The 18,207-nt window shown below is 68.3% G+C and carries 13 protein-coding genes and 1 tRNA gene; 6 read left to right on the forward strand and 8 right to left on the reverse strand.

Going from position 1 to position 18,207, the window contains the following annotated elements:
- The first annotated feature begins 7 nt into the window (after window positions 1-7).
- Both SBI67_RS18410 and SBI67_RS18415 read left to right on the forward strand, forming a co-directional pair.
- Window positions 8-697 carry a DUF899 domain-containing protein gene (locus SBI67_RS18410; RefSeq protein WP_318981925.1) on the forward strand — a complete coding sequence of 230 codons (690 nt, stop codon included), beginning with the start codon at window positions 8-10 and terminating at the stop codon, window positions 695-697.
- The gene (locus tag SBI67_RS18415; RefSeq protein WP_318981926.1) at window positions 694-1,167 is read left to right on the forward strand and encodes an SRPBCC family protein; all 474 of its coding nucleotides are present in this window, start codon (window positions 694-696) and stop codon (window positions 1,165-1,167) included. The genes SBI67_RS18410 and SBI67_RS18415 overlap by 4 nt, the downstream gene beginning before the upstream one ends.
- On the opposite strand, the gene SBI67_RS18420 is transcribed toward SBI67_RS18415, so the two are convergent.
- Together SBI67_RS18420 and SBI67_RS18425 are read right to left on the reverse strand one after the other, a co-directional pair.
- Complete coding sequence (locus SBI67_RS18420) at window positions 1,164-1,517, reverse strand: nuclear transport factor 2 family protein (RefSeq protein ID WP_318981927.1); 354 nt, start codon at window positions 1,515-1,517, stop codon at window positions 1,164-1,166. The two genes, SBI67_RS18415 and SBI67_RS18420, sit on opposite strands and share 4 nt — an antisense overlap.
- Window positions 1,518-1,605: 88 nt before the next feature.
- On the reverse strand, window positions 1,606-2,820 hold the full coding sequence (locus tag SBI67_RS18425) for a L,D-transpeptidase (protein WP_318981928.1): 1,215 nt from the start codon (window positions 2,818-2,820) through the stop codon (window positions 1,606-1,608).
- A gap of 168 nt (window positions 2,821-2,988) precedes the next feature.
- Here SBI67_RS18425 and SBI67_RS18430 point away from each other — a divergent pair.
- Window positions 2,989-3,064, forward strand: a tRNA-Lys gene (locus tag SBI67_RS18430).
- A 35-nt stretch (window positions 3,065-3,099) separates the two neighbouring features.
- Here the strand turns inward: SBI67_RS18430 and SBI67_RS18435 are convergent.
- On the reverse strand, window positions 3,100-3,726 hold the full coding sequence (locus tag SBI67_RS18435) for a cation efflux transmembrane domain-containing protein (RefSeq protein ID WP_318981929.1): 627 nt from the start codon (window positions 3,724-3,726) through the stop codon (window positions 3,100-3,102).
- Window positions 3,711-4,049, reverse strand: coding sequence for an ArsR/SmtB family transcription factor (locus tag SBI67_RS18440; protein ID WP_318981930.1), 339 nt, complete (start codon window positions 4,047-4,049; stop codon window positions 3,711-3,713). The genes SBI67_RS18435 and SBI67_RS18440 overlap by 16 nt, the downstream gene beginning before the upstream one ends.
- 199 nt (window positions 4,050-4,248) lie before the next feature.
- On the opposite strand from SBI67_RS18440, the gene SBI67_RS18445 reads away from it, so the two are divergent.
- On the forward strand, window positions 4,249-4,848 hold the full coding sequence (locus SBI67_RS18445; protein WP_318981931.1) for a hypothetical protein: 600 nt from the start codon (window positions 4,249-4,251) through the stop codon (window positions 4,846-4,848).
- Between the two features lie 386 nt (window positions 4,849-5,234).
- On the forward strand, window positions 5,235-5,399 hold the full coding sequence (locus SBI67_RS18450) for a hypothetical protein (protein WP_318981932.1): 165 nt from the start codon (window positions 5,235-5,237) through the stop codon (window positions 5,397-5,399).
- A 74-nt stretch (window positions 5,400-5,473) separates the two neighbouring features.
- Here SBI67_RS18450 and SBI67_RS18455 read toward each other — a convergent pair whose 3' ends face one another.
- A complete protein-coding gene (locus tag SBI67_RS18455; protein ID WP_318981933.1) occupies window positions 5,474-5,695 on the reverse strand; it encodes a DUF3618 domain-containing protein in 222 nt (73 codons plus the stop codon).
- Window positions 5,696-5,801: 106 nt separating this feature from the next.
- Here SBI67_RS18455 and bcp point away from each other — a divergent pair, with 106 nt between their 5' ends.
- Window positions 5,802-6,275 carry a thioredoxin-dependent thiol peroxidase gene (bcp, locus tag SBI67_RS18460; RefSeq protein ID WP_318981934.1) on the forward strand — a complete coding sequence of 158 codons (474 nt, stop codon included), beginning with the start codon at window positions 5,802-5,804 and terminating at the stop codon, window positions 6,273-6,275.
- Between the two features lie 63 nt (window positions 6,276-6,338).
- On the opposite strand, the gene SBI67_RS18465 is transcribed toward bcp, so the two are convergent.
- From SBI67_RS18465 to SBI67_RS18475, 3 genes are all read right to left on the reverse strand, one after another.
- Window positions 6,339-7,670, reverse strand: coding sequence for a dipeptidase (locus SBI67_RS18465; protein WP_318981935.1), 1,332 nt, complete (start codon window positions 7,668-7,670; stop codon window positions 6,339-6,341).
- 99 nt (window positions 7,671-7,769) lie between these two features.
- A complete protein-coding gene (gene acpS / locus SBI67_RS18470; RefSeq protein WP_024451064.1) occupies window positions 7,770-8,159 on the reverse strand; it encodes a holo-ACP synthase AcpS in 390 nt (129 codons plus the stop codon).
- A gap of 29 nt (window positions 8,160-8,188) precedes the next feature.
- A complete protein-coding gene (locus SBI67_RS18475) occupies window positions 8,189-17,407 on the reverse strand; it encodes a polyketide synthase (RefSeq protein ID WP_318981936.1) in 9,219 nt (3,072 codons plus the stop codon).
- Window positions 17,408-18,207 lie beyond the last annotated feature (800 nt).

Consider the following 18,207-nt stretch of genomic DNA (forward strand, 5'->3'; position numbering starts at 1 on the left):
CACACTCATGACGACTTCAGCCACACCGCCGGTGGTCGACCACCGCACCTGGCGCAGCGCCCTCGACGAACTGCGGGCCCGGGAGAAGGCGGCCACCCGCGAACTCGATGCCATCGCCGCCGCACGCCGGCGGCTGCCGATGGTCGAGATGCCCACCTACGTGCTCACCGGGGCGGACGGGCCGGTGTGTCTGGCCGAGGTGTTCGGCGGCCGCTCCCAGTTGATCACCTATCACCACATGTGGACCGACGGCGCCGAGTGGCAATGCGGCGGTTGCACCGGCTTCACGTCGCAATTCACCAGACTGGACTTTCTGGACAACTACGACGCCCGCTTCGTCGCGGTGACCAACGGGCCCATCGACGAGGCATTGGCCTACCGGAAGAAGGTGGGCAACAAGATGACCTGGTACTCGTCGGCGGGCTCGGACTTCGGGGCCGACGTCGACGCGCCTCCCGGTGGTGGTTTCGCGGTCAATGTCTTTCTGCGAGACGGCGAAACGGTGTACCGGACCTGGCATACCACCGGTCGCGGTACCGAGCAGCTCAGCCACAGCTTCGCCCTCATCGACCTGCTGCCCTACGGCCGTCAGGAGGAATGGCAGGACTCCCCTGACGGCTGGCCGTCCCGGTCCACGTATTCGGGCTGGCTGGACAGCCCGGCCATCGCTCAAGCCTATGGAGAGGAACGCGCATGATCGACCAGCGTTATGTCGTCACCCGGACCATCCCGGCACCGCCGAGCACGGTGTTCGCCTTGCTCAGCGACCCGGCACGGCACCGCGACACCGAGCCCGGGGACTGGGTGCGCGACGCCGTGAATCCGCAACCGATCACCGGCACCGGGCAGGTATTCGTCATCAACATGTTCCTGGAGCAGGCGGGCGGGCACTACGTCATGCACAACGTGGTCGACGCGTTCGTGCCCGACCGCACCATCGGTTGGAAACCCGGCCAGCTCGACGAGTCAGGTGAAATCACGCCGGGCGGCTGGTGGTGGCGGTATGACCTGACGCCCAACGGCGACGGTACCGATGTCACGCTGACCTACGACTGGACGGACACGCCGCAAGAGTTCGCCGACGCGATCGGCGGCATGCCGCCGTTTCCGGTGGAGTTCATCGCCGAATCACTTGCGACACTGGAACGTTCGCTCATCGACGCTTAGCCCGGCACCTTGTCCAGGAAGCCGACCACCGCCCGGATGCGGCCGTCCTCATCGGTGGACAGCACGTCGAACCCGACGATCACCGGCTCGGCCCCGCGGGGCCCGAGGCCCCACTGGAACCGGCTATGCCGGTGGTGGTGGTCCGGACCGCTGACCAAGGTGAACACGAATCCCGAGAACTGCTCGTGCACGGCCGCGATCGCGGCGAAGATCCCGTCGTGGCCGGCGACCTCGGCGAGCGGGTCGACATAGGTGGCATCCGTGGCCCAGTGTTGGTCCAGCAGACCCTTGCGCGTCGGCGCATCGGTGGCGTTCCAGGTGTCGAGGTAGGCGGAGACGATATCGGTCATGGCCGGCGCTTTCTGTCGTGGAATGAAGCTGGACACAACCAGATTCACCGCAGGCGCGCGCATTGTCGATTACCCGCGAGGTAACCGCTCAGTCGTTGGCGTTGCCGGCCTTCCACTGCGACCACGGGATGTTCCAGTCACCCAGACCGTCGGTACCCGGCAGCGGCGACCCGACGGTGCCGACGACTTCCACGATGTCGCCGCGCTTGGTGTTCTCGTAGAACCACTGGGCATTGCTTGTACTGACGTTGAGGCAACCGTGGCTGACATTGCTGTAGCCCTGACTGCCCACCGACCACGGCGCGGCGTGCACGTAGATACCGCTGTAGGACATCTGCGTGGCGTAATCCACCTCGGTGCGATAACCGTTGGGCGAGTTGACCGGAACGCCGTAGGTTGACGAATCCATGATCAGGTGTGAGTACCGGTCGCCGATGATGTAGGTGCCGTTGTTGGTGGGCGTGCTGTTCTTACCCATCGAGATCGGCATGGTCTTGACCACCTCACCGTTGCGGCGCACGGTCAGCGTCTTGGTGGCGTCGTCGGCGGTGGCGATGACCTGGTCACCGATGGTGAAGTGGGTGGCCACGTTCTCCTGCCCCATCAGCCCGTCACCGAGGTCCACCCCGTAAGTGTTCACCTCGACCTTGACATCGGTTCCTGGCTTCCAATACTCGGCTGGGCGCCAACGCACTTCGCGGTTACTCAACCAGTAGAAGGCACCCTCGACATGCGGCTTGGTGGTGACCTTGATGGCCCTCTGGGCCGCGAGGCGGTCGGGGATGTTCTCGTCGAACCGGACGGCCACCGGCTGCCCGATCCCGACGACCTCTCCGTCATTGGGCAGCACGTAGGGCATGGTGAGGTTCTCGGGCGAATGCGTTTCGAAGGTCATCGTCCGACTCGTCTCACCACCGAGCCCCAGCGATCGCGCGGTGAGGGTGTAGCGGGTGTTGTAGTCCAGCGGGTCCGTCGTCGCCCACGTCAACCCGTCGGGGCTGACCTTGCCCGCCACCGCCGCGCCCGACGAGTCGACCATGCTGACCGCACCCAGCACGCCGGCCTCGGCGCTGACGGTCACCGGGGCATCGACGGTCACCCCGACCGCGCCGTCGGTCACCGAGGCGTTCAGCTTGGGCACCAGCAGGTCACCGAACGGCGTGCCCTTGTCGGTGATGGTCTGCGGCGCAGGCGGCGGTTGGTTGGTGGAGCAGGCCGCCAGGCAGGCGGCGGTGGCCACGGCCAGCACGGCCGCCAAGGCCCCGCCCCGACGTGCCCGCCTCCACGGTGTGACCTGCACCATCACCCTCGCTCCACGACACCGCCACACATTCGCAGCAACTTGCCAGCATTCTAGGGGAATTCGGAACCATCGGCCCACCCGCTGAGACCGGCGCTCAGACGGCCTGCGCACCCCGTCCTTCATGCGGATTTCACCTCGCACGGTGGGGCCTGTTATTGTTCCACACGCGCGCCGTTAGCTCAGTTGGTAGAGCAGCTGACTCTTAATCAGCGGGTCCGGGGTTCGAAACCCTGACGGCGCACCACACGCAAAAGCCCTGCTTCGGCAGGGCTTTTGTCGTTACGCGCAACACGCATCGCCACGCCAGGCGTCGAGGCCCTCCTTGACCGCCACCGCTGCGATCACCAGGCCCGCGACGGGATCGGCCCAGAACCAGCCCAGCAGGCTGTTGAGCACCAGCCCGGCGAGCACCACGCCCGACAGGTAGGTACACAGCAGGGTCTGTTTGGAGTCGGCGACCGCCGACCGAGAGCCCAACTCGCGGCCGGCCCGGCGTTGCGCATACGAGAGCACCGGCATGATCACCAAACTGGTTGCTGCCAAGACGATCCCGACAGCGGAATGCGCGGGTCGGTCCACCCCCAGCAATGCCCGTGCCGCATCGACGGTCACATAGGCGGCCAGCCCGAAGAACGACAGCGCGATGATGCGCAGCGCGGCCTTCTCGCGCGCCTCGGGATCAGGGGCGGCGAACTGCCATGCCACCGCGGCCGCCGAGGCGACCTCGATGACCGAGTCCAGCCCGAAGCCGATGAGCGCCGTGGACGATGCACGGGCGCCCTCGGCCATCGCAACGATGGCCTCCAGAACGTTGTAGGAGATGGTCGCGGCGACCAAGATCCGGATGCGACGGGCCAGCAGCGCGCGACGCTCCCGTGTCGATGAGTCGATCACCCGCAACCGCATTCCCGGCCGTCCGGCCCGACGCAGGTGCACTCGGGATCGACGGCCAACACCAGTCCCATGAGGTCGTCGAGAGCGTGCGCGATGCGCGGGTCGGCCAGTTCGTAGCGCATGCGCTTGCCCTCGGGCACCGCGACCACCAGCCCGCATCCGCGCAGGCAGGCCAGATGGTTGGACAGGATCTGCCGCGTCACGCCGATCTGGTCGGCGAGGTCCGACGGATAACTCGGCGCGCGGTTGAGGCTGAGCAGGATCCGGGTGCGAGTGGAGTCGGCCAAGGCATGCCCGAAGCGGGCCAACGCGGCGCTGTGGGTCAAGGTTTCCACCCCGATGACGATACAGAAATTTCTGTATCGTGAAACCCCCGATCAGCCCCGCGCCAAAAATCGGACAAAGCCCACACAGCGCCGGCGAGTCTGCCAAGATATCCGGTGCAGCAGCAAACTAATTGACGTTAACTACAATTGTTTGCCCTGTCAACGGGGAGTCGGGTGCGACAACGCAGGCCACCGGGAGGGACCCACTGTGACACACCCCGGCGTGCGCTGGTCCCGCGGCATCGTTCCGCTCGTAGCGGTAGGGGTCGCCGTTGTCGCCCTTCGCGACCACACGCCGCCCGAGAGCCCACCGCCACCGAGACCCCTGGCGACCGCCCCTGCACTGCCGGTCACCATGCACGTCATCCCGCCGGCAGCACCGACCGCCGTCGCAGCCATACCGGCCGCCGCCGCCCGGCCCGCAGCGCCACCACCGCCGCCGGCGCAGCCGCCCGCGCCGCCACCGCCGGCGGCCCTCGTCGCGGCTCCACCCGGCGCGTCGGCACCGTGTGTCCTCACCATCGAGCAGATGCGCACCATGGTGGCATCTGCGTATAGCGGGACGATTCTCAGCAAAGCCTTCTACGGCCCGGAATGCGCCTTCCCCCTCGATGCCGGACCGCAGCTGAACATCAATCTGCCGACGGCCGCCAGGCCGAATCCCGCTCCTCCGGCGCCGGCCGCGCCACCTCCCCCGCCGCCCCCGGGTCCACCGATTTCCACAAACTTGGTGACCGATGAGGTCATGGTGGCCGTGCTGACCGGTATCGGCGACTTCGGCTACCACGCCGGGACCGGCCTCACCTGACCGCGGGCGGACGCCGTCTCGAACCTCGATGCCGTCGCCACGTCTTCGCCCATGCGGGCGGCGATCTCGGCGTTGGCAAACTCCGCGGTGCTCCGGCGTCCTCATCGGCGGTTAGCCGCATCGGTGTGCCGGACCAGGAGCGCGGTGTTAGCGTTGCGATTGACGCCGAAGTCAATATCGTGGGTTCATCCGCGCACGATCGAGCGGAATGTGCTGAATCCGCCCATGTGGCGCGTGCCTGACTGACCGATCGGCCCGAAGATGCTGGTAAGAGGCTCTGAAACGGCGAGCCACAGCCATTCGGACCGTGCTAGGCTGAAGTTAGCTGTATGCCGAGGCCCATTCGCCGAGGCAAATCGTCGGGGGATGAAGGCAGGGATTAGCTGATGCGTAGCGGAAGTGCATCGCCGGCATCGGGTGCCGCCGGTGACAGTGGCACCGCACCCAGCAACGGCACGATGGCCGTCATCAGTTGTAGCCGCATCGGCATGACCGCCAATCCGCCCCGCCTCACCCTCGCCGACTGGTTCCGCCCGCGCCGGCGGCGCTGAATTGCCGGCTCAGCCGGCGGCGCTGAACTGCCGGCTCAGCCGGCGGCGCTGAACTGCCCGGGTGAACTACCAGCTCAGCGGCGCCGCACGCGGCGAATCACCAACACCAGCACCACGGTGCCGACCACCGATCCCAGCACCGCGGGCTTGGTCACGAACGCCAGCACGCGGGCCTTCGCATCGTCGGCCAGACGCTGCGGGTTGGCCCGCTCGGCCAGCAGATCGACCGTCGACGCAAGCTGATCACGCGCCTGGTCGATATCGCGCTTGATGCTGTCAGGATCCCGGTCGGCCACTGTGCCCCTCCATGTGCGCCTTCAACTCACAACCTTTGCCGACTTACCCTAGAGCAGCCGCAGCGCACCGCGCTGCACCGGTCGATCAGAAGGACGTGTAACAGGTATGCCCCAGACCCCGCGCCTCGCCGTCGGCGACAAAGCCCCCGCATTCAGCCTCCCCGATGCCGACGGCAAGACCGTGAAGCTGTCCGACTTCAAGGGCCGCAAGGTCATCGTGTACTTCTACCCCGCCGCCTCCACGCCGGGCTGCACCAAACAGGCCTGCGATTTCCGGGACAGCCTCGCCGAACTCAACGAGGCGGGCCTGGATGTCATCGGCATCTCCCCCGACAAGCCGGAGAAGCTGGCCAAGTTCCGCGACAACGAGGGGCTGACCTTCCCGCTGCTGTCCGATCCCGACAAGTCAGTGCTCACCGCCTACGGGGCCTACGGCGAGAAGACGATGTACGGCAAGACGGTGCAGGGCGTCATCCGGTCGACCTTCGTCGTCGACGAGTTGGGCAATATCGAGGTGGCCCAGTACAACGTCAAGGCCACCGGACACGTCGCCAAGCTGCGCCGCGACATCTCGGTATAGCGCGGTTCCCGACGTTCTGGTCGCCACACCGCGCGTTTGGCGACCAGAACGTCGGAAACGCGCTTAGGGCGTACCCAACGCGCCGAGCAACAGCGCCTCGGCCGTAGCCGCCCGTTCCAGCACGCCCAGGTGCAAGCTCTCGTTGATGCTGTGTGCCTGTGTGCCGGGGTCTTCCACACCGGTCACCAGGATCTTGGCGTCCGGGAACGCGGTGGCGAACTCGGCGATGAACGGGATGGACCCACCCATGCCCATGTCGACGGGCTCGTGGCCCCACGCCGTCGTGAATGCCGCACGGGCCGCGTCGTAGACGGCGCCGGTCGCGTCGATCGCGTAGGGCTGGCCGACGTCGCCGGGCGTGACGGTGACCTTGGCGCCCCACGGCGCATGCTCTTCGAGGTGCCGGGTGAGCGCTTCCAGATGCGCTCGCGCGTCGCCGCCGGGCGCCACCCGCATGCTGATCTTGGCCCGGGCCCGCGGGATCAGGGTATTCGACGACTTGCCGATCGGCGTGGTGTCGATCCCGATGACGGTGATCGCCGGTTTGGCCCAAAGTCGTTGCACCACGGGTCCTGAGCCGATCTGCGACACCCCGTCGAGTAGACCGGAGTCGGCGCGCACCCGCTCGTCGGAAAACTCGACCTCGGCCGCCGTCGCCTCGTACAGGCCGGCCACCGCGACGTTGCCGTCGTCGTCGTGCAGGCTGGCCAATAGCCGCACCAGCACCGACAACGCGTCGGGCACCACCCCACCCCACAGCCCCGAGTGCAGGCCATGGTCCAACGTGGCCACCTCGACCACACAGTCGGCCAGCCCGCGCAACGAGACTGTCAGCGCCGGGATGTCGGTGCTCCAGTTGTCCGAGTCGGCGATGATGATGACATCGGCGGCCAGCAGGTCACGATGCGCGTCCAGCAGCGCACCGAGGGACGGCGAGCCGGACTCCTCCTCACCCTCGACGAACACCGTCACACCGACCGGCGGATTGCCACCATGCGCCCGAAAGGCCGCCAAATGCGTTGCGATTCCGGCCTTGTCGTCGGCGGTGCCGCGCCCGTAGAGCCGGCCGTCACGTTCGGTGGGCTCGAACGGCGGCGACACCCACTGCGCGGCGTCGCCTTCGGGCTGCACATCGTGGTGGGCATACAACAGCACCGTCGGCGCACCCTCGGGGGCGGGATGCCGCGCGATGACGGCGGGTGCTCCCCCGGCATCCACAATCCGCACATCGCCGAAACCCGCCTCCGACAACAACTTCGCCGTCAGGTCGGCACTGCGGTGCACCTGGTCGCGGCGGGCCGGGTCGGCCCACACAGATTCGATGCGCACCAACTCTTCCAGATCGCTGCGCACCGACGGCAACAGTTCACGCACACGCGCGACGAGATCAGTCATGCCGACGAGCCTAGCGTCACCACCGATCCCGCGAGCGCCCCCGAAATGCCAACCGCGAGCGGCGTGTCTTGTGCAGACACGGCCGCTCGCGGAAGGGAATCAGGCCTCCAACACCGCGACCGCCGCGGCGGTGTCGGCCTCGTGGGTGAGTGACAGATGAATGGTCACGTCCTTGAGGTGCTCGGCGATGGCGCCGGTCAGCCGTACCTTCGGCCGGCCCCACATATCGGTGATGACCTCGATATCGCGGTGAATGCCCTCCGGGAGCATCGGCCGCTTGGAGAACCGTGATCCCGACCAGGCCTTGATCACGGCCTCCTTGGCCGCCCACCGTGCCGCCAGGTGGCGCGCCGCCGACGAACTCTTGTCCGCGGCGTCGCGCCGTTCCCCCGGCGTGAAGGTCTCGGCAAACACAGTGCCCGGCTGGTCGACCTGTTCCGCAAAGTCCGGAATGGAAACCAGGTCGATACCTACCCCAACGATGCCCATACCCGGCACGCTATCCGACTCGCTTTCGCTCATTTCGCGTAGTGGCCATCCTCGCCGAGGCGGGCTGCAGGATCCAGCAGCATCGCCGCTTCCTGAGGCTTCTCCGCGGTGTCACCACCGAACCGGCGATCGGCCGGCTTCTCGTACAGCGCCGGACCACCGGCGATCGCCGAGGCCAGCTTGCGCTGACCGGCCAGCACCCGGGCGTTGGCCCGCGCCTGGTAGTCGGCGCGCTGATCGGCGGACAGGGCCGCGATCAGGGCCTGCGGATGCACCAGCGCGACCAGACCGGACACGTGCCCGAACCCGAGGCTGGTCACCAGACCGGCCTTGAGCGGGAACTTGTCGCCGAAGTGCAGGGGCTCGCGCACCCAGACGAAGTGCTGGGCGTGGTCCAGTTCGTCGTCGACGCAGTCCAGGCTGCGGTTCGGCGGGATGACACCGTCGCGCAGGATCTGGCACAGCCCCATCAACTGGAAGGCCGCCGCACCACCCTTGCTGTGCCCGGTCAGGCTCTTCTGGCTGACCACGAACAGCGGCGCCCCCTTGGACCGGCCCATCGAGGCGGCGAGCCGCTCGTGCAGCTCGGTCTCGTTGGGATCGTTGGCCAGCGTGGAGGTGTCGTGCTTGGACACCACGGCGATGTCGTCGGGTCCGACGCCGAGCTTGCCCAGCTCGCGGGCCAGCCGCGACTCGCGCCCACCGCGGCCGGCGCTGAGCGCGCCCAACCCGGGGGCCGGAATCGAGGTGTGCACACCGTCACCGAACGACGACGCGTAGGCGACCACGGCCAGCACCGGCAGGCCCATCTGCACCGCGAGATCACCGCGGGTCAGCAGAATCGTTCCGCCGCCCTGTGATTCGACGAAGCCCAGCCGCCGACGGTCGTTGGCCCTGGAGAACTTCGAATCACTGATGCCCTTGGCCCGCATCATCTCGGTGTCGGCGGTGGCCGACATGTCGCCGAAGCCGATGATGGCCTCCAGCGTCAGGTCGTCGTAACCGCCGGCGACCACGAAATCGGCCTTGCCGAGTTTGATCTTGTCGACGCCCTCTTCGACCGACACCGCGGCCGTCGCGCAGGCGGCGACCGGGTGGATCATCGAGCCGTAGCTACCGATGTAGCTCTGCACGACGTGGCCGGCGAAGACGTTCGGCAGCACCTCCTGCAGGATGTCGTTCGGCTTGCTCCTGCCGAGCAGGTTGCCGTGGTACATCGTCTGCATCGAGGTCATGCCGCCCATGCCGGTGCCCTGCGTGCTGGCCACCTGGCTGGGGTGCACCCAGCGCATCAGCTCGGCCGGGCTGAAGCCGGCCGACAGGAACGCGTCCACGGTGGTCACCAGGTTCCACAGCGCCAACCGGTCGATCGAGCTGGCCATGTCCGGCGAGACACCGTAGACCTGCGGATCGAACCCGGTCGGAATCTGCGCGCCGACGGTCCGGGACAGCTTCACCTTGCGCGGCACCCGGATCTCGGTGCCGGCCTTGCGGGTGACCTGCCAGTCGGAGCTGTCGGGCACCGGGGCGATGACGGTGTGCTCGGGGTCGAATTCGACGAACGCCCGGGCGTCGGCCTCGGACGACACCACGAAGGTGAAGTCCTTGTCCAGGAACACCGAAACCAGCAGCGGCGACGCGTGATCGGGGTCGATCGCGCCGTCGTCCACCCACTCGCGGATGCCGACGCGCTCCACCACGGCATCGTGGTAGCGCTCGACGAGTTCGCCCTCGTCGACCAGGTCACCGCTGGCGGTGTCGTACCAACCCGGCTTCGGGTCGTCCTCCCACTTCACCAGGCCGGTGGTCCAGGCCAGTTCCAGCACGCCCGCGGCGGACAGCTGCCCGGAGACCTCCATCTCGAAACGGGTGCGCGAGGAACCGTAGGGCCCGAGCTCGGCGCCACCGACGATGACCACCATGTCGGCGGGGTCGATGTCGAGGTCGGCCCACTCCGGCGGCGGCGCCGCCTGGTAGCCACGCGGCGGCGACGGCAGCGCGGCGATGGTGCCGGCGTCTGCGTCGTCACCCTCATCGTCGGAAGCGGACTCCGACAGCATCTCCTCGCGGGCCTTGGCAGCCAGCTCGGCCATGTCCAGCTCGACATCGCCCAGGCCGCCGGTCAGGTCCACCTTGATCGGCTCACGCGCCGCGGCCACCTTGGACTCGACATCGCACAGCGCCAACAACATCGACGCCATCTCGGCGGTGGTGTAGGTGGTGACACCGGCTTCCTCGACGGCCCCGACGATGGCGTCGTTGTGGCCCATCAGCCCGGTGCCCTTGGTCCACCCGATCAACGCATGCGCCAGCGAAACACGTTGCGACCACGATGATTCGGCCTTCCAGCGGGCGACGACGGCGTCCAGTGCGGACTTCGACTCACCGTAGGCGCCGTCACCGCCGAACATGCCGCGGTTGGGCGAGCCCGGCAGTACCACGTGCAACCGCGAGGCAATGTCGCGCTCCGCACCCAGGTGCGAGAGCCCGGCGATGAGCCGCTGCACGGCCCACAGCAGCACCTTCATCTCCATCTCGGAGCGGGCACCGGCCTCCGACAGGTCCCCGGCCACGCGCGGCGCGGCGAACGGGAACAGCAGCGTCGGGGTCTGCGCATCCTTGAGGTGGATCGCCTTGGGTCCGAGGTTCTCGGTCTGCTCGTTACCGACCCACTCGACGAGGGCGTCGATGTCGCTGTAGGAGGCCATGTTCGCCGGGACGACCCACAAGGTGGCGCCGAAGCGGGCATGGTCGCGGTACAGCGTGCGGTAGAACGCCAACCGGTCATCGTCGAGCTTGGACGTCGTCGCCACGACCGTCGCCCCGCCTTCGAGCAGCTGCGCCACCACCGAGGCGGCGATGGAGCCCTTCGAGGCACCCGTCACCACCGCGACTTCGTTGGCGTACCCACCCTTTTCGGGGTTCTCGGCACCGGCGGCCGCGCGGCCGTACAGCGCGGCGTGCGTAAGGCGGCCAGTCGCAAGTGCACGACCTTGCCACCAATTGGCCTGCGTGCCCACCACGTTGCCGGCACCCTCGAAGCGCTGCGACAGCCGCTCCCAGTCCTCGTCGATCTCGCTCTCGTCGAGCAGCCACAGCTTGGCCAGATCCTCACGGGCGCTGGCCCAGCGGTCGTCGAACACCACGGCCTTGCGGGCGTCGAACACCGGCGCCACCAAACGCGGCCAATCCGAACCGAGTTCGGCGGTCACCAGGTCGATCAGCTCGGAATCGCTGACCGTCTCCTGGGCGACCGGGGCGCCGAGGCCCAGCTCGGAGAGCACCAGCCGGGCGGCCGAGGCCAGCACACCGTTGGGTCCGGTGACCTGCTCGGCGAACTCGGTCAGCGCCGCGGAGTCCACCACCCCGCCACCGGCGGCACCGGAGGACGGCATCGACACCGGAATGCCCTTGCGCGCACCGACCGCCGCGACCGCGGCGTCGATCACCTTGTCCACCGACGCGGCGTCCGACAGCGCGCCGTCGTGCAGGCCGCCCAGGCTGCCACCGCGGACACTGGAACCCTCACGGGTGCCCAGCGCCACCTCGGCGGTGACGTGCTTGGCCCAGCCCGGTCCCAGTTCCCAGGTCTTGGTGACGCGCTCGGTGATGTAGGCCGGGCGCTTGCCCGACGGCCCGAACACCGTGCGCAGCTGATCGTTGATGGCATCCGAGAGCACCGGGCCGAACGGCTTGTAGGTGCGGGCCAGCTTCGTCACCTGAGCCTTCAGCCCGGACAGGTCGGCCTCGGCGGCACCGTCGATGGCACCGAGGTTCAGCTCGGAACCGAGGTCCACCAGCAGCTGGTTACGCCGCGAGGAGGCGCCGTCGGTGATCGACTCGATGGAGTCCAGCGGCTCGATCTGGTCCACCCGCATCTTCGCCGACAGCGCGATCAGCGACAGGGTCGCATCGGCGGCGTCGTACGAGATGTCCTCGGGGCGAGGCCCACCCGACGGCGCGGGGGCCGGGGCCGGCGCAGCCGCGGGGGCGGCAGCGGCCTCGGCGGCGGGAGCGGCAGGCGCCTCGTCCACCTCGGGCTCGGGCTCCGGATCGGTGTCCGTCGCGAACAGCACCGCGGCGTCCCGCTCGGCGTTGAGCACCTCGGTGGTGTTGTGCGAGTACTCCGGCAGCTTCAGCGTGTTGGTGGCCAGGCCGGCAACCGTCGGCGCGGTCTTCACGCCGATCTCGACGAACCGTTCCACACCGAGTCCGCCCGCGGCCTCCTCGATGAAGAGCAGGTCCTGGGTCTCGATCCACCGCACCGGGCTGGCGAACTGCCAGGCCAGCAGTTCGATGACGACCTTGCGGCACAAGGCTTCCGGCTTCTCGTTACGCCAGGTGTCGTAATCGGCGAGCACCTCGTCGAGTGGCTCGGCCGGCACCAGATCGCGGATCTCCTGGATGAAGTCGCGGTCCAGCGTGAACGGCCGCGGCACCAGGTTCGGGATGTAGCGACCGACGATCAGCGCCGGATCCTGCCCTTCGGGCATGACGCGCTCCAGCGCGCGGCGGAAGTCGGCGACACCGACCCGCAGCACCTCGGAGTGGAAGGGCACGTCGATACCGGGCACCAGGATGAACGAGCGCTTACCACCGCTGATCTCGCGGCGCCGCTCGATCTCCTCCTCCAGCGCCTCGAGACCACGCACGGTCCCGGCGATCGCGTACTGCGAACCGCGCAGGTTGAAGTTCACGATCTGTAAGAACTCACCGGTATTCGCCGCGATTTGAGCGACGAAGTCGGTGACGTCGTCGTCGTCCAGGTCGATCTGCGAGGGCCGGATGGCGGCCAGCCGGTAGTTGGACCGGCCCTTCTCGTCACGTGGCACGATGTCGTGCATCTTGCTGCCACGGTGGAACACCACCTCCAGCAGCGCCTCCAGCTTGTAGACACCGGAAACGCAGGCCAGCGCGGTGTATTCACCGACGGAGTGACCGCACGCGATGGCGCCCTCGACGAACGCACCCTGCTCACGCATCTCGGCGACCTGGGCCGCGGCCACCGTGGCCATGGCCACCTGGGTGAACTGCGTCAGGTAGAGCACGCCCTCGGGGTGGTGGTAGTGCACGCCGGAGGCGATCAGGCTGGTCGGGTTGTCGCGCACCACGTGCAGCACCGAGAAGCCCAGGGTGTCGCGGGTGAACTTGTCAGCGGAATCCCAGATCTTGCGGGCCGCCTTGGACCGGGCCCGCACCTCCATGCCCATGCCCTTGTGCTGGATGCCCTGACCGGGGAAGGCGTACACCGTCTTCGGGGCGGCCAGCTGCGCGGTCGCCGACATCACCAGGTCGCCGCCGACCTTCGCGGTGACCTCGATGATCTCGGCACCGCGGTCGATGCCGACACGGTCGACGCGGAAGTCGATCTCGTCGCCCGGCAGCACCATGCCCAGGAAGCGCGAGGTCCAGCCGACCAGTCGGGCCGGCGGGGTGGCGCGGCCATCGGTGGCGGTGACCACGTGCTGCGCCGCGGCCGAGAGCCACATGCCGTGCACGATCGGGCCTTTCAGCCCGGCCAGCAGGGCGGCCGCCCGGTCGGTGTGGATCGGGTTGTGGTCACCGGAGACCACCGCGAACGCGCTCATATCGGTCGGCGCGGTGACGGTGACGTCGCGGCGCCGGCGACGCGGGGTGTCGGTGGCGTTGTCGGTGATCGCCCCGCCGGCGCGCGGCGGGTCGGCCAGCTCGGCCGCCCCGTTGCGTCCGCGGATGGCGAACCGCTCCTCGAGCGTGGCCAGCACGGTGCCCTCGGCATCGGCGATGGTGACCGACACCGGCACGACGCGGCCGTACTCGGTGTCGCTGGCCGGCGAAGCCGTTGCGGTGACGGTCAATTCGGCAGCCGTCTTGGGCATCGGGGCCAGCAGGTGCGCGGCGTGGTCCAGGTGCACCAGGCTGAGCAGACCCTCGACGACCGGGAAGTTGTCGGCGGTGACGGCCGACCCGATGACGGAGAAGACCGCGGGCCAGGTGTGGCCGACCAGGGCGTCGGGCACCAGGGTGAGACCCGGGGCCAGCGGGGCGCCGAAGGTGGCGGTCACGCCGGTGTGGTCGGCGACCTCTTCGGGATCCCAGTCGACGGTGAGGGTGGCCGTGTTGTCATGCACGGGCGGAAGCGATTCCGCGCCGTCGACACCGGCGGCGATGGCCAGCACGGCACGCATGGCGGTCGAGGCATCGTCGGTGGTGACCACCGGCATGCCGCCGTCGACCGTGGCGGCCGGCAGCGTCAGCTTGATCTCGATCCAGATGTCCGAGAGCGGCACGCTCAGCGTCACACCGTCCTCGGTGAGCTCGAGCCGCGAACCGGTGGACGGGTGTACCGCGGAACGGTTTTCGTTGACCTGCCATTCGCTCGGGGCGCCGATCCGGTGCACCGGGTTGATCGCGGTGCGCCCGGCCCAGAGCACGTCGGGTGAATCGAGCACCACGGCGATCGGGCCGACGACGTCGGCGCGGGCCTGCCGGCGCGACACCACGGGCACCGAGTCGGCACCGGAGGCGAGCACCTCGTCGATGGCGGCCTGCTCGAAGCGGTCCAGCAGCTCACCGACCGGCTCGTCCACCCGGGTGATCCCGGCGACGGCCTGGGTGCCCGGGATGATGCAGACCTGGTCGGCGCTGTAGCGGGCGTCGTGGGCCTGCCACAGGGAGTCGCTGCGCCACCAGCGCCGCACATCCTTGTCGATGACGGGCACGAAGTTGACCGGCTTGCCCGGCGTCTTGCACAGCGTGATGAAGAACGGGACGTCGGCCGGGTGCAGCTTGATGGTCTCGGCTTCGGGGTAGCGCGACAGCAGCGCGGCGCGCGCGGCGGCCGGGTCCTCCAGCAGGGCCGTATTGGCGAACAGCGTCTCGATCGGGCCGGAGTCCTGCGGATGCAGGCGGGCCTCGGCGCGCTTGAGCATCCCTTCGAAGCGGTCGCGCCAGGTGATGTCCAGCCACGGCGAATCGTCGCGCTTGGTGTCGGCGGTGGAATTGCCGTCGCCGATGGCCAATTCGACGTAACGATCCAGCCATTGCAGGTAGGTCATGTCCGACACATCGCCGAAGTACGGCTTGGCGGTGTCGGCCATCGCGGCGATGATCTCGTCGCGCCGCTCGGCGACCGCGTCGGCGTCGCCGGCGACCTCGTCGAGCAGCCGGCCGCAGCGGGAGGCGGTGTTGTCGATCTCGTGGATGTCGGCGCCCAGCTGGCTGCGCCCGGATGCCATGCCGCCCTGGGCTTTTCCGGCGCCCACCCAGATATCGGTGCCGTTGGTGTCCACCAGCAGCTGCTTGACCTGGGGCGAGGTGGTGGCCTCCAGGGTGGCCATGGCTGCGGTACCCACCAGGATGCCGTCCACCGGCATCAGCGGGAAGCCGTAGGCCTGCGACCACCGGCCGGACAGGTAATCGGCGGCCCGCTCCGGGGTGCCGATTCCGCCACCGACGCAGATGGTGATGTTGGACAGCTTGCGCAGATCGGCGTAGGTCGCCAACAGCAGGTCGTCCAGGTCTTCCCACGAGTGGTGACCGCCGGCGCGGCCGCCCTCGATATGGGCGATGACGTCCTTACCGGGTACCTCGGCCGCGATCTTGATGACCGACTTGATCTGGTCGACGGTGCCCGGCTTGAACACCACGTGGGTGATCCCGATGCCGTTGAGTTCGTCGATCAGCGCGACAGCCTCGTCCAGCTCGGGGATACCTGCGGTGACGACGACGCCGTCGATCGGCGCGCCGGCCTGGCGGGCCCGCTGCACCAGGCGGCGACCGCCCAGCTGCAGCTTCCACAGGTAAGGATCCAGGAACAGGGAGTTGAACTGGATGGCGCGACCCGGCTCCAGCAGCTGGGTGAGCTCGGCGATCCGATTGTCGAAGATCTCTTCGGTGACCTGACCACCGCCGGCGAGCTCGGCCCAGTGGCCGGCGTTGGCGGCCGCGGCGACGATCTTGGCGTCGACCGTCGTCGGGGTCATCCCGGCGAGCAGGATCGGCGAGCGTCCGGTGAGGCGGGTGAACTTGGTGGACAGCTTCACCGAGCCGTCGGGCAGGGTGACGGTGGACGGGGCGTAACTGGTCCACGGGGCCGGCACCTCGGGCACCGCACCGACGGTGAACAGGCTGCGCTGCCCGGCGCGGGTGGCGGCCGGGACGATGCCGATGCCCAGGCCGCGGATGACCGGGGCGGTCAGGCGGGTCACGGTGTCGGCCGGGCCGAGGTCGATGATCCAGCGTGCGCCGGCCTGGGCCAGGCCCTCGACGTCGCTGACCCAGTCGATGGGCTTGACGAAGATGGACTCGGTCATCTCGTGGGCGAGCTCGGCGTCGATGCCGATCTTGGCGGCCCAGTTGTCGACGAGCGCCACACCGTCGGCCAGCCGCGGCGTGTGGAAGCCCACCTCGACCTGCACCGGGTTGAAGACGGGCGAGAAGACCGCGCCGCCGCGCAGCTTGTTCTTGCGCTCGGCCTCTTCCTTCTCGGTGATCTTGGAGCAGTACAACTCGAACCGGCCCAGCTGCTCGGGGGTGCCGGTGATGACGACGGCGCGGCGGCCGTTGCGGATGGACAGGACCGGCGGCAGCACCGTGCGCACGTCTTGGGAGAACTCTTCGAGCAGTTCGGCGATGCGGTCGGGGTCGACGTTGGTCACCGAGACCATCGGCGACTTGTCACCGCGGCCCACCATGCCGCGCCGGCGCGACATCAGCGAACCGGCGGCACCGATCAGCTGCAGCAGGGCGAGCAGTTCGGCGTCGCGGGCGCCCTTGGCCTTCAGCGATTCGACACCGAGGATGCCCTGGGAGTGTCCGGCCATGGCGACCGGCGGGGTGCCGTACAGATCGAGGCCCTGCCGGGTCAGCGCGCGGATGGCGGCGATCTGGGTGAGCAGGATGCCCGGTCCGGAGATGGCGGCGGTGGTCAGCTGTTTGGCGGCGGGCAGCGGCTCCTCGGCGGCCAGCGCGCGCACCCACTGCAGCGGCTCGAAACCGATCGGGCGGACCACGACGAGTTCGCGCGCCACCGGCTCCAACATCATGGCCGCCTCGGTGACCAGCTCGCTGAGTTCCGATTCGATGCCGGCCGAGCTGACCAGTTCTTCCAGGCTCTCCAGCCAGGACGCTCCCTGGCCGCCGAATGCGACGGCATAGGGCTCGCCGGCGTTCAGCAGGTCGACGAGCGCGTGCGCACCCGACAGTGGAGCTCCCCCGAGGCCACTCTTACCGTTGGCCGCCACCCTGTCGTGTTCGTTGATCGTCACGTCTTGCCATCTCCCTCGGTACTGATCTGTTCACGCGTCTGGCTGCTGGTGCCGGTGACGCCGCGCCATCGCGGCGGATCCGGTGTGCCCGCGGGCTGCGGGCCCCGGCGATTCGGCACTGAATCTCCATAAGCTCTCCGGCCGGTGCCGCTCCGCTGGGCATGGTCAGGGGTCACGCCCCGGTGACGAATCACCGCGGTGCGACCCACGGGACCGGTCCAGCAGTGCAGTCCAGCCGTACTAAGAGTGTCATAAGAGCCAAGGTGATTTTCCGCCCCCAAATGGTTACTAGCGAGTTCTACGCTCGGGTAACAACGGTTGCGATAACGCCACTCCTCGCGGTCGTCAAAGTCTTGCGGGACAAATGTCCTGTTGGCAGGTGGTTACGGTCGAGTAGCCACAACATCCCAGATCAAGGCAGCATTGTTATCAAATCGTTATGTTGATTTTCGGCGACTCGTGTGCGCGTGCACGACATCGACAGTTTGGCCAAAAGTGTCCAGAAACGGACACCCGCGAACATAATTTGTTTGCTGGCTTTTATTACTGATCGGTAAGTTTTTCGTCTCAGCGCCCCCGGACGACGGCTTCACATTGCGGTTGGCGTGGCACCCACGCCGCCACCCGGCCTGGCGAGCCCCCGTTACGCGGCCGGAAGCGGGCTCCCAAGAGCGACCGAGGCGTCCAGGACGCCCAGCCGGGTCGGGGGTGTCCGCTTTGCCGTACTCATGCCAAGCACGGCCCCGCCCCGCGGGTACGGCTCGCAAGGCCGCCACGAGCTGGCTCGGCCCACTCGGCAG

It is taken from the genome of Mycolicibacterium chengduense (assembly GCF_033741155.1).
Classification (GTDB): Bacteria; Actinomycetota; Actinomycetes; order Mycobacteriales; family Mycobacteriaceae; genus Mycobacterium.

What these genes read in the sequence shown, in the direction of transcription:
- SBI67_RS18415 (WP_318981926.1), top strand. Translation starts at nt 694, where the DNA reads ATGATCGACCAGCGTTATGTCGTCACCCGGACCATCCCGGCACCGCCG.
- acpS (WP_024451064.1), bottom strand. Translation starts at nt 8,159, where the DNA reads ATGGGCATCGTTGGGGTAGGTATCGACCTGGTTTCCATTCCGGACTTT.
- SBI67_RS18420 (WP_318981927.1), bottom strand. Translation starts at nt 1,517, where the DNA reads ATGACCGATATCGTCTCCGCCTACCTCGACACCTGGAACGCCACCGAT.
- SBI67_RS18425 (WP_318981928.1), bottom strand. Translation starts at nt 2,820, where the DNA reads ATGGTGCAGGTCACACCGTGGAGGCGGGCACGTCGGGGCGGGGCCTTG.
- SBI67_RS18450 (WP_318981932.1), top strand. Translation starts at nt 5,235, where the DNA reads ATGCGTAGCGGAAGTGCATCGCCGGCATCGGGTGCCGCCGGTGACAGT.
- SBI67_RS18465 (WP_318981935.1), bottom strand. Translation starts at nt 7,670, where the DNA reads ATGACTGATCTCGTCGCGCGTGTGCGTGAACTGTTGCCGTCGGTGCGC.
- SBI67_RS18435 (WP_318981929.1), bottom strand. Translation starts at nt 3,726, where the DNA reads ATGCGGTTGCGGGTGATCGACTCATCGACACGGGAGCGTCGCGCGCTG.
- SBI67_RS18410 (WP_318981925.1), top strand. Translation starts at nt 8, where the DNA reads ATGACGACTTCAGCCACACCGCCGGTGGTCGACCACCGCACCTGGCGC.
- bcp (WP_318981934.1), top strand. Translation starts at nt 5,802, where the DNA reads ATGCCCCAGACCCCGCGCCTCGCCGTCGGCGACAAAGCCCCCGCATTC.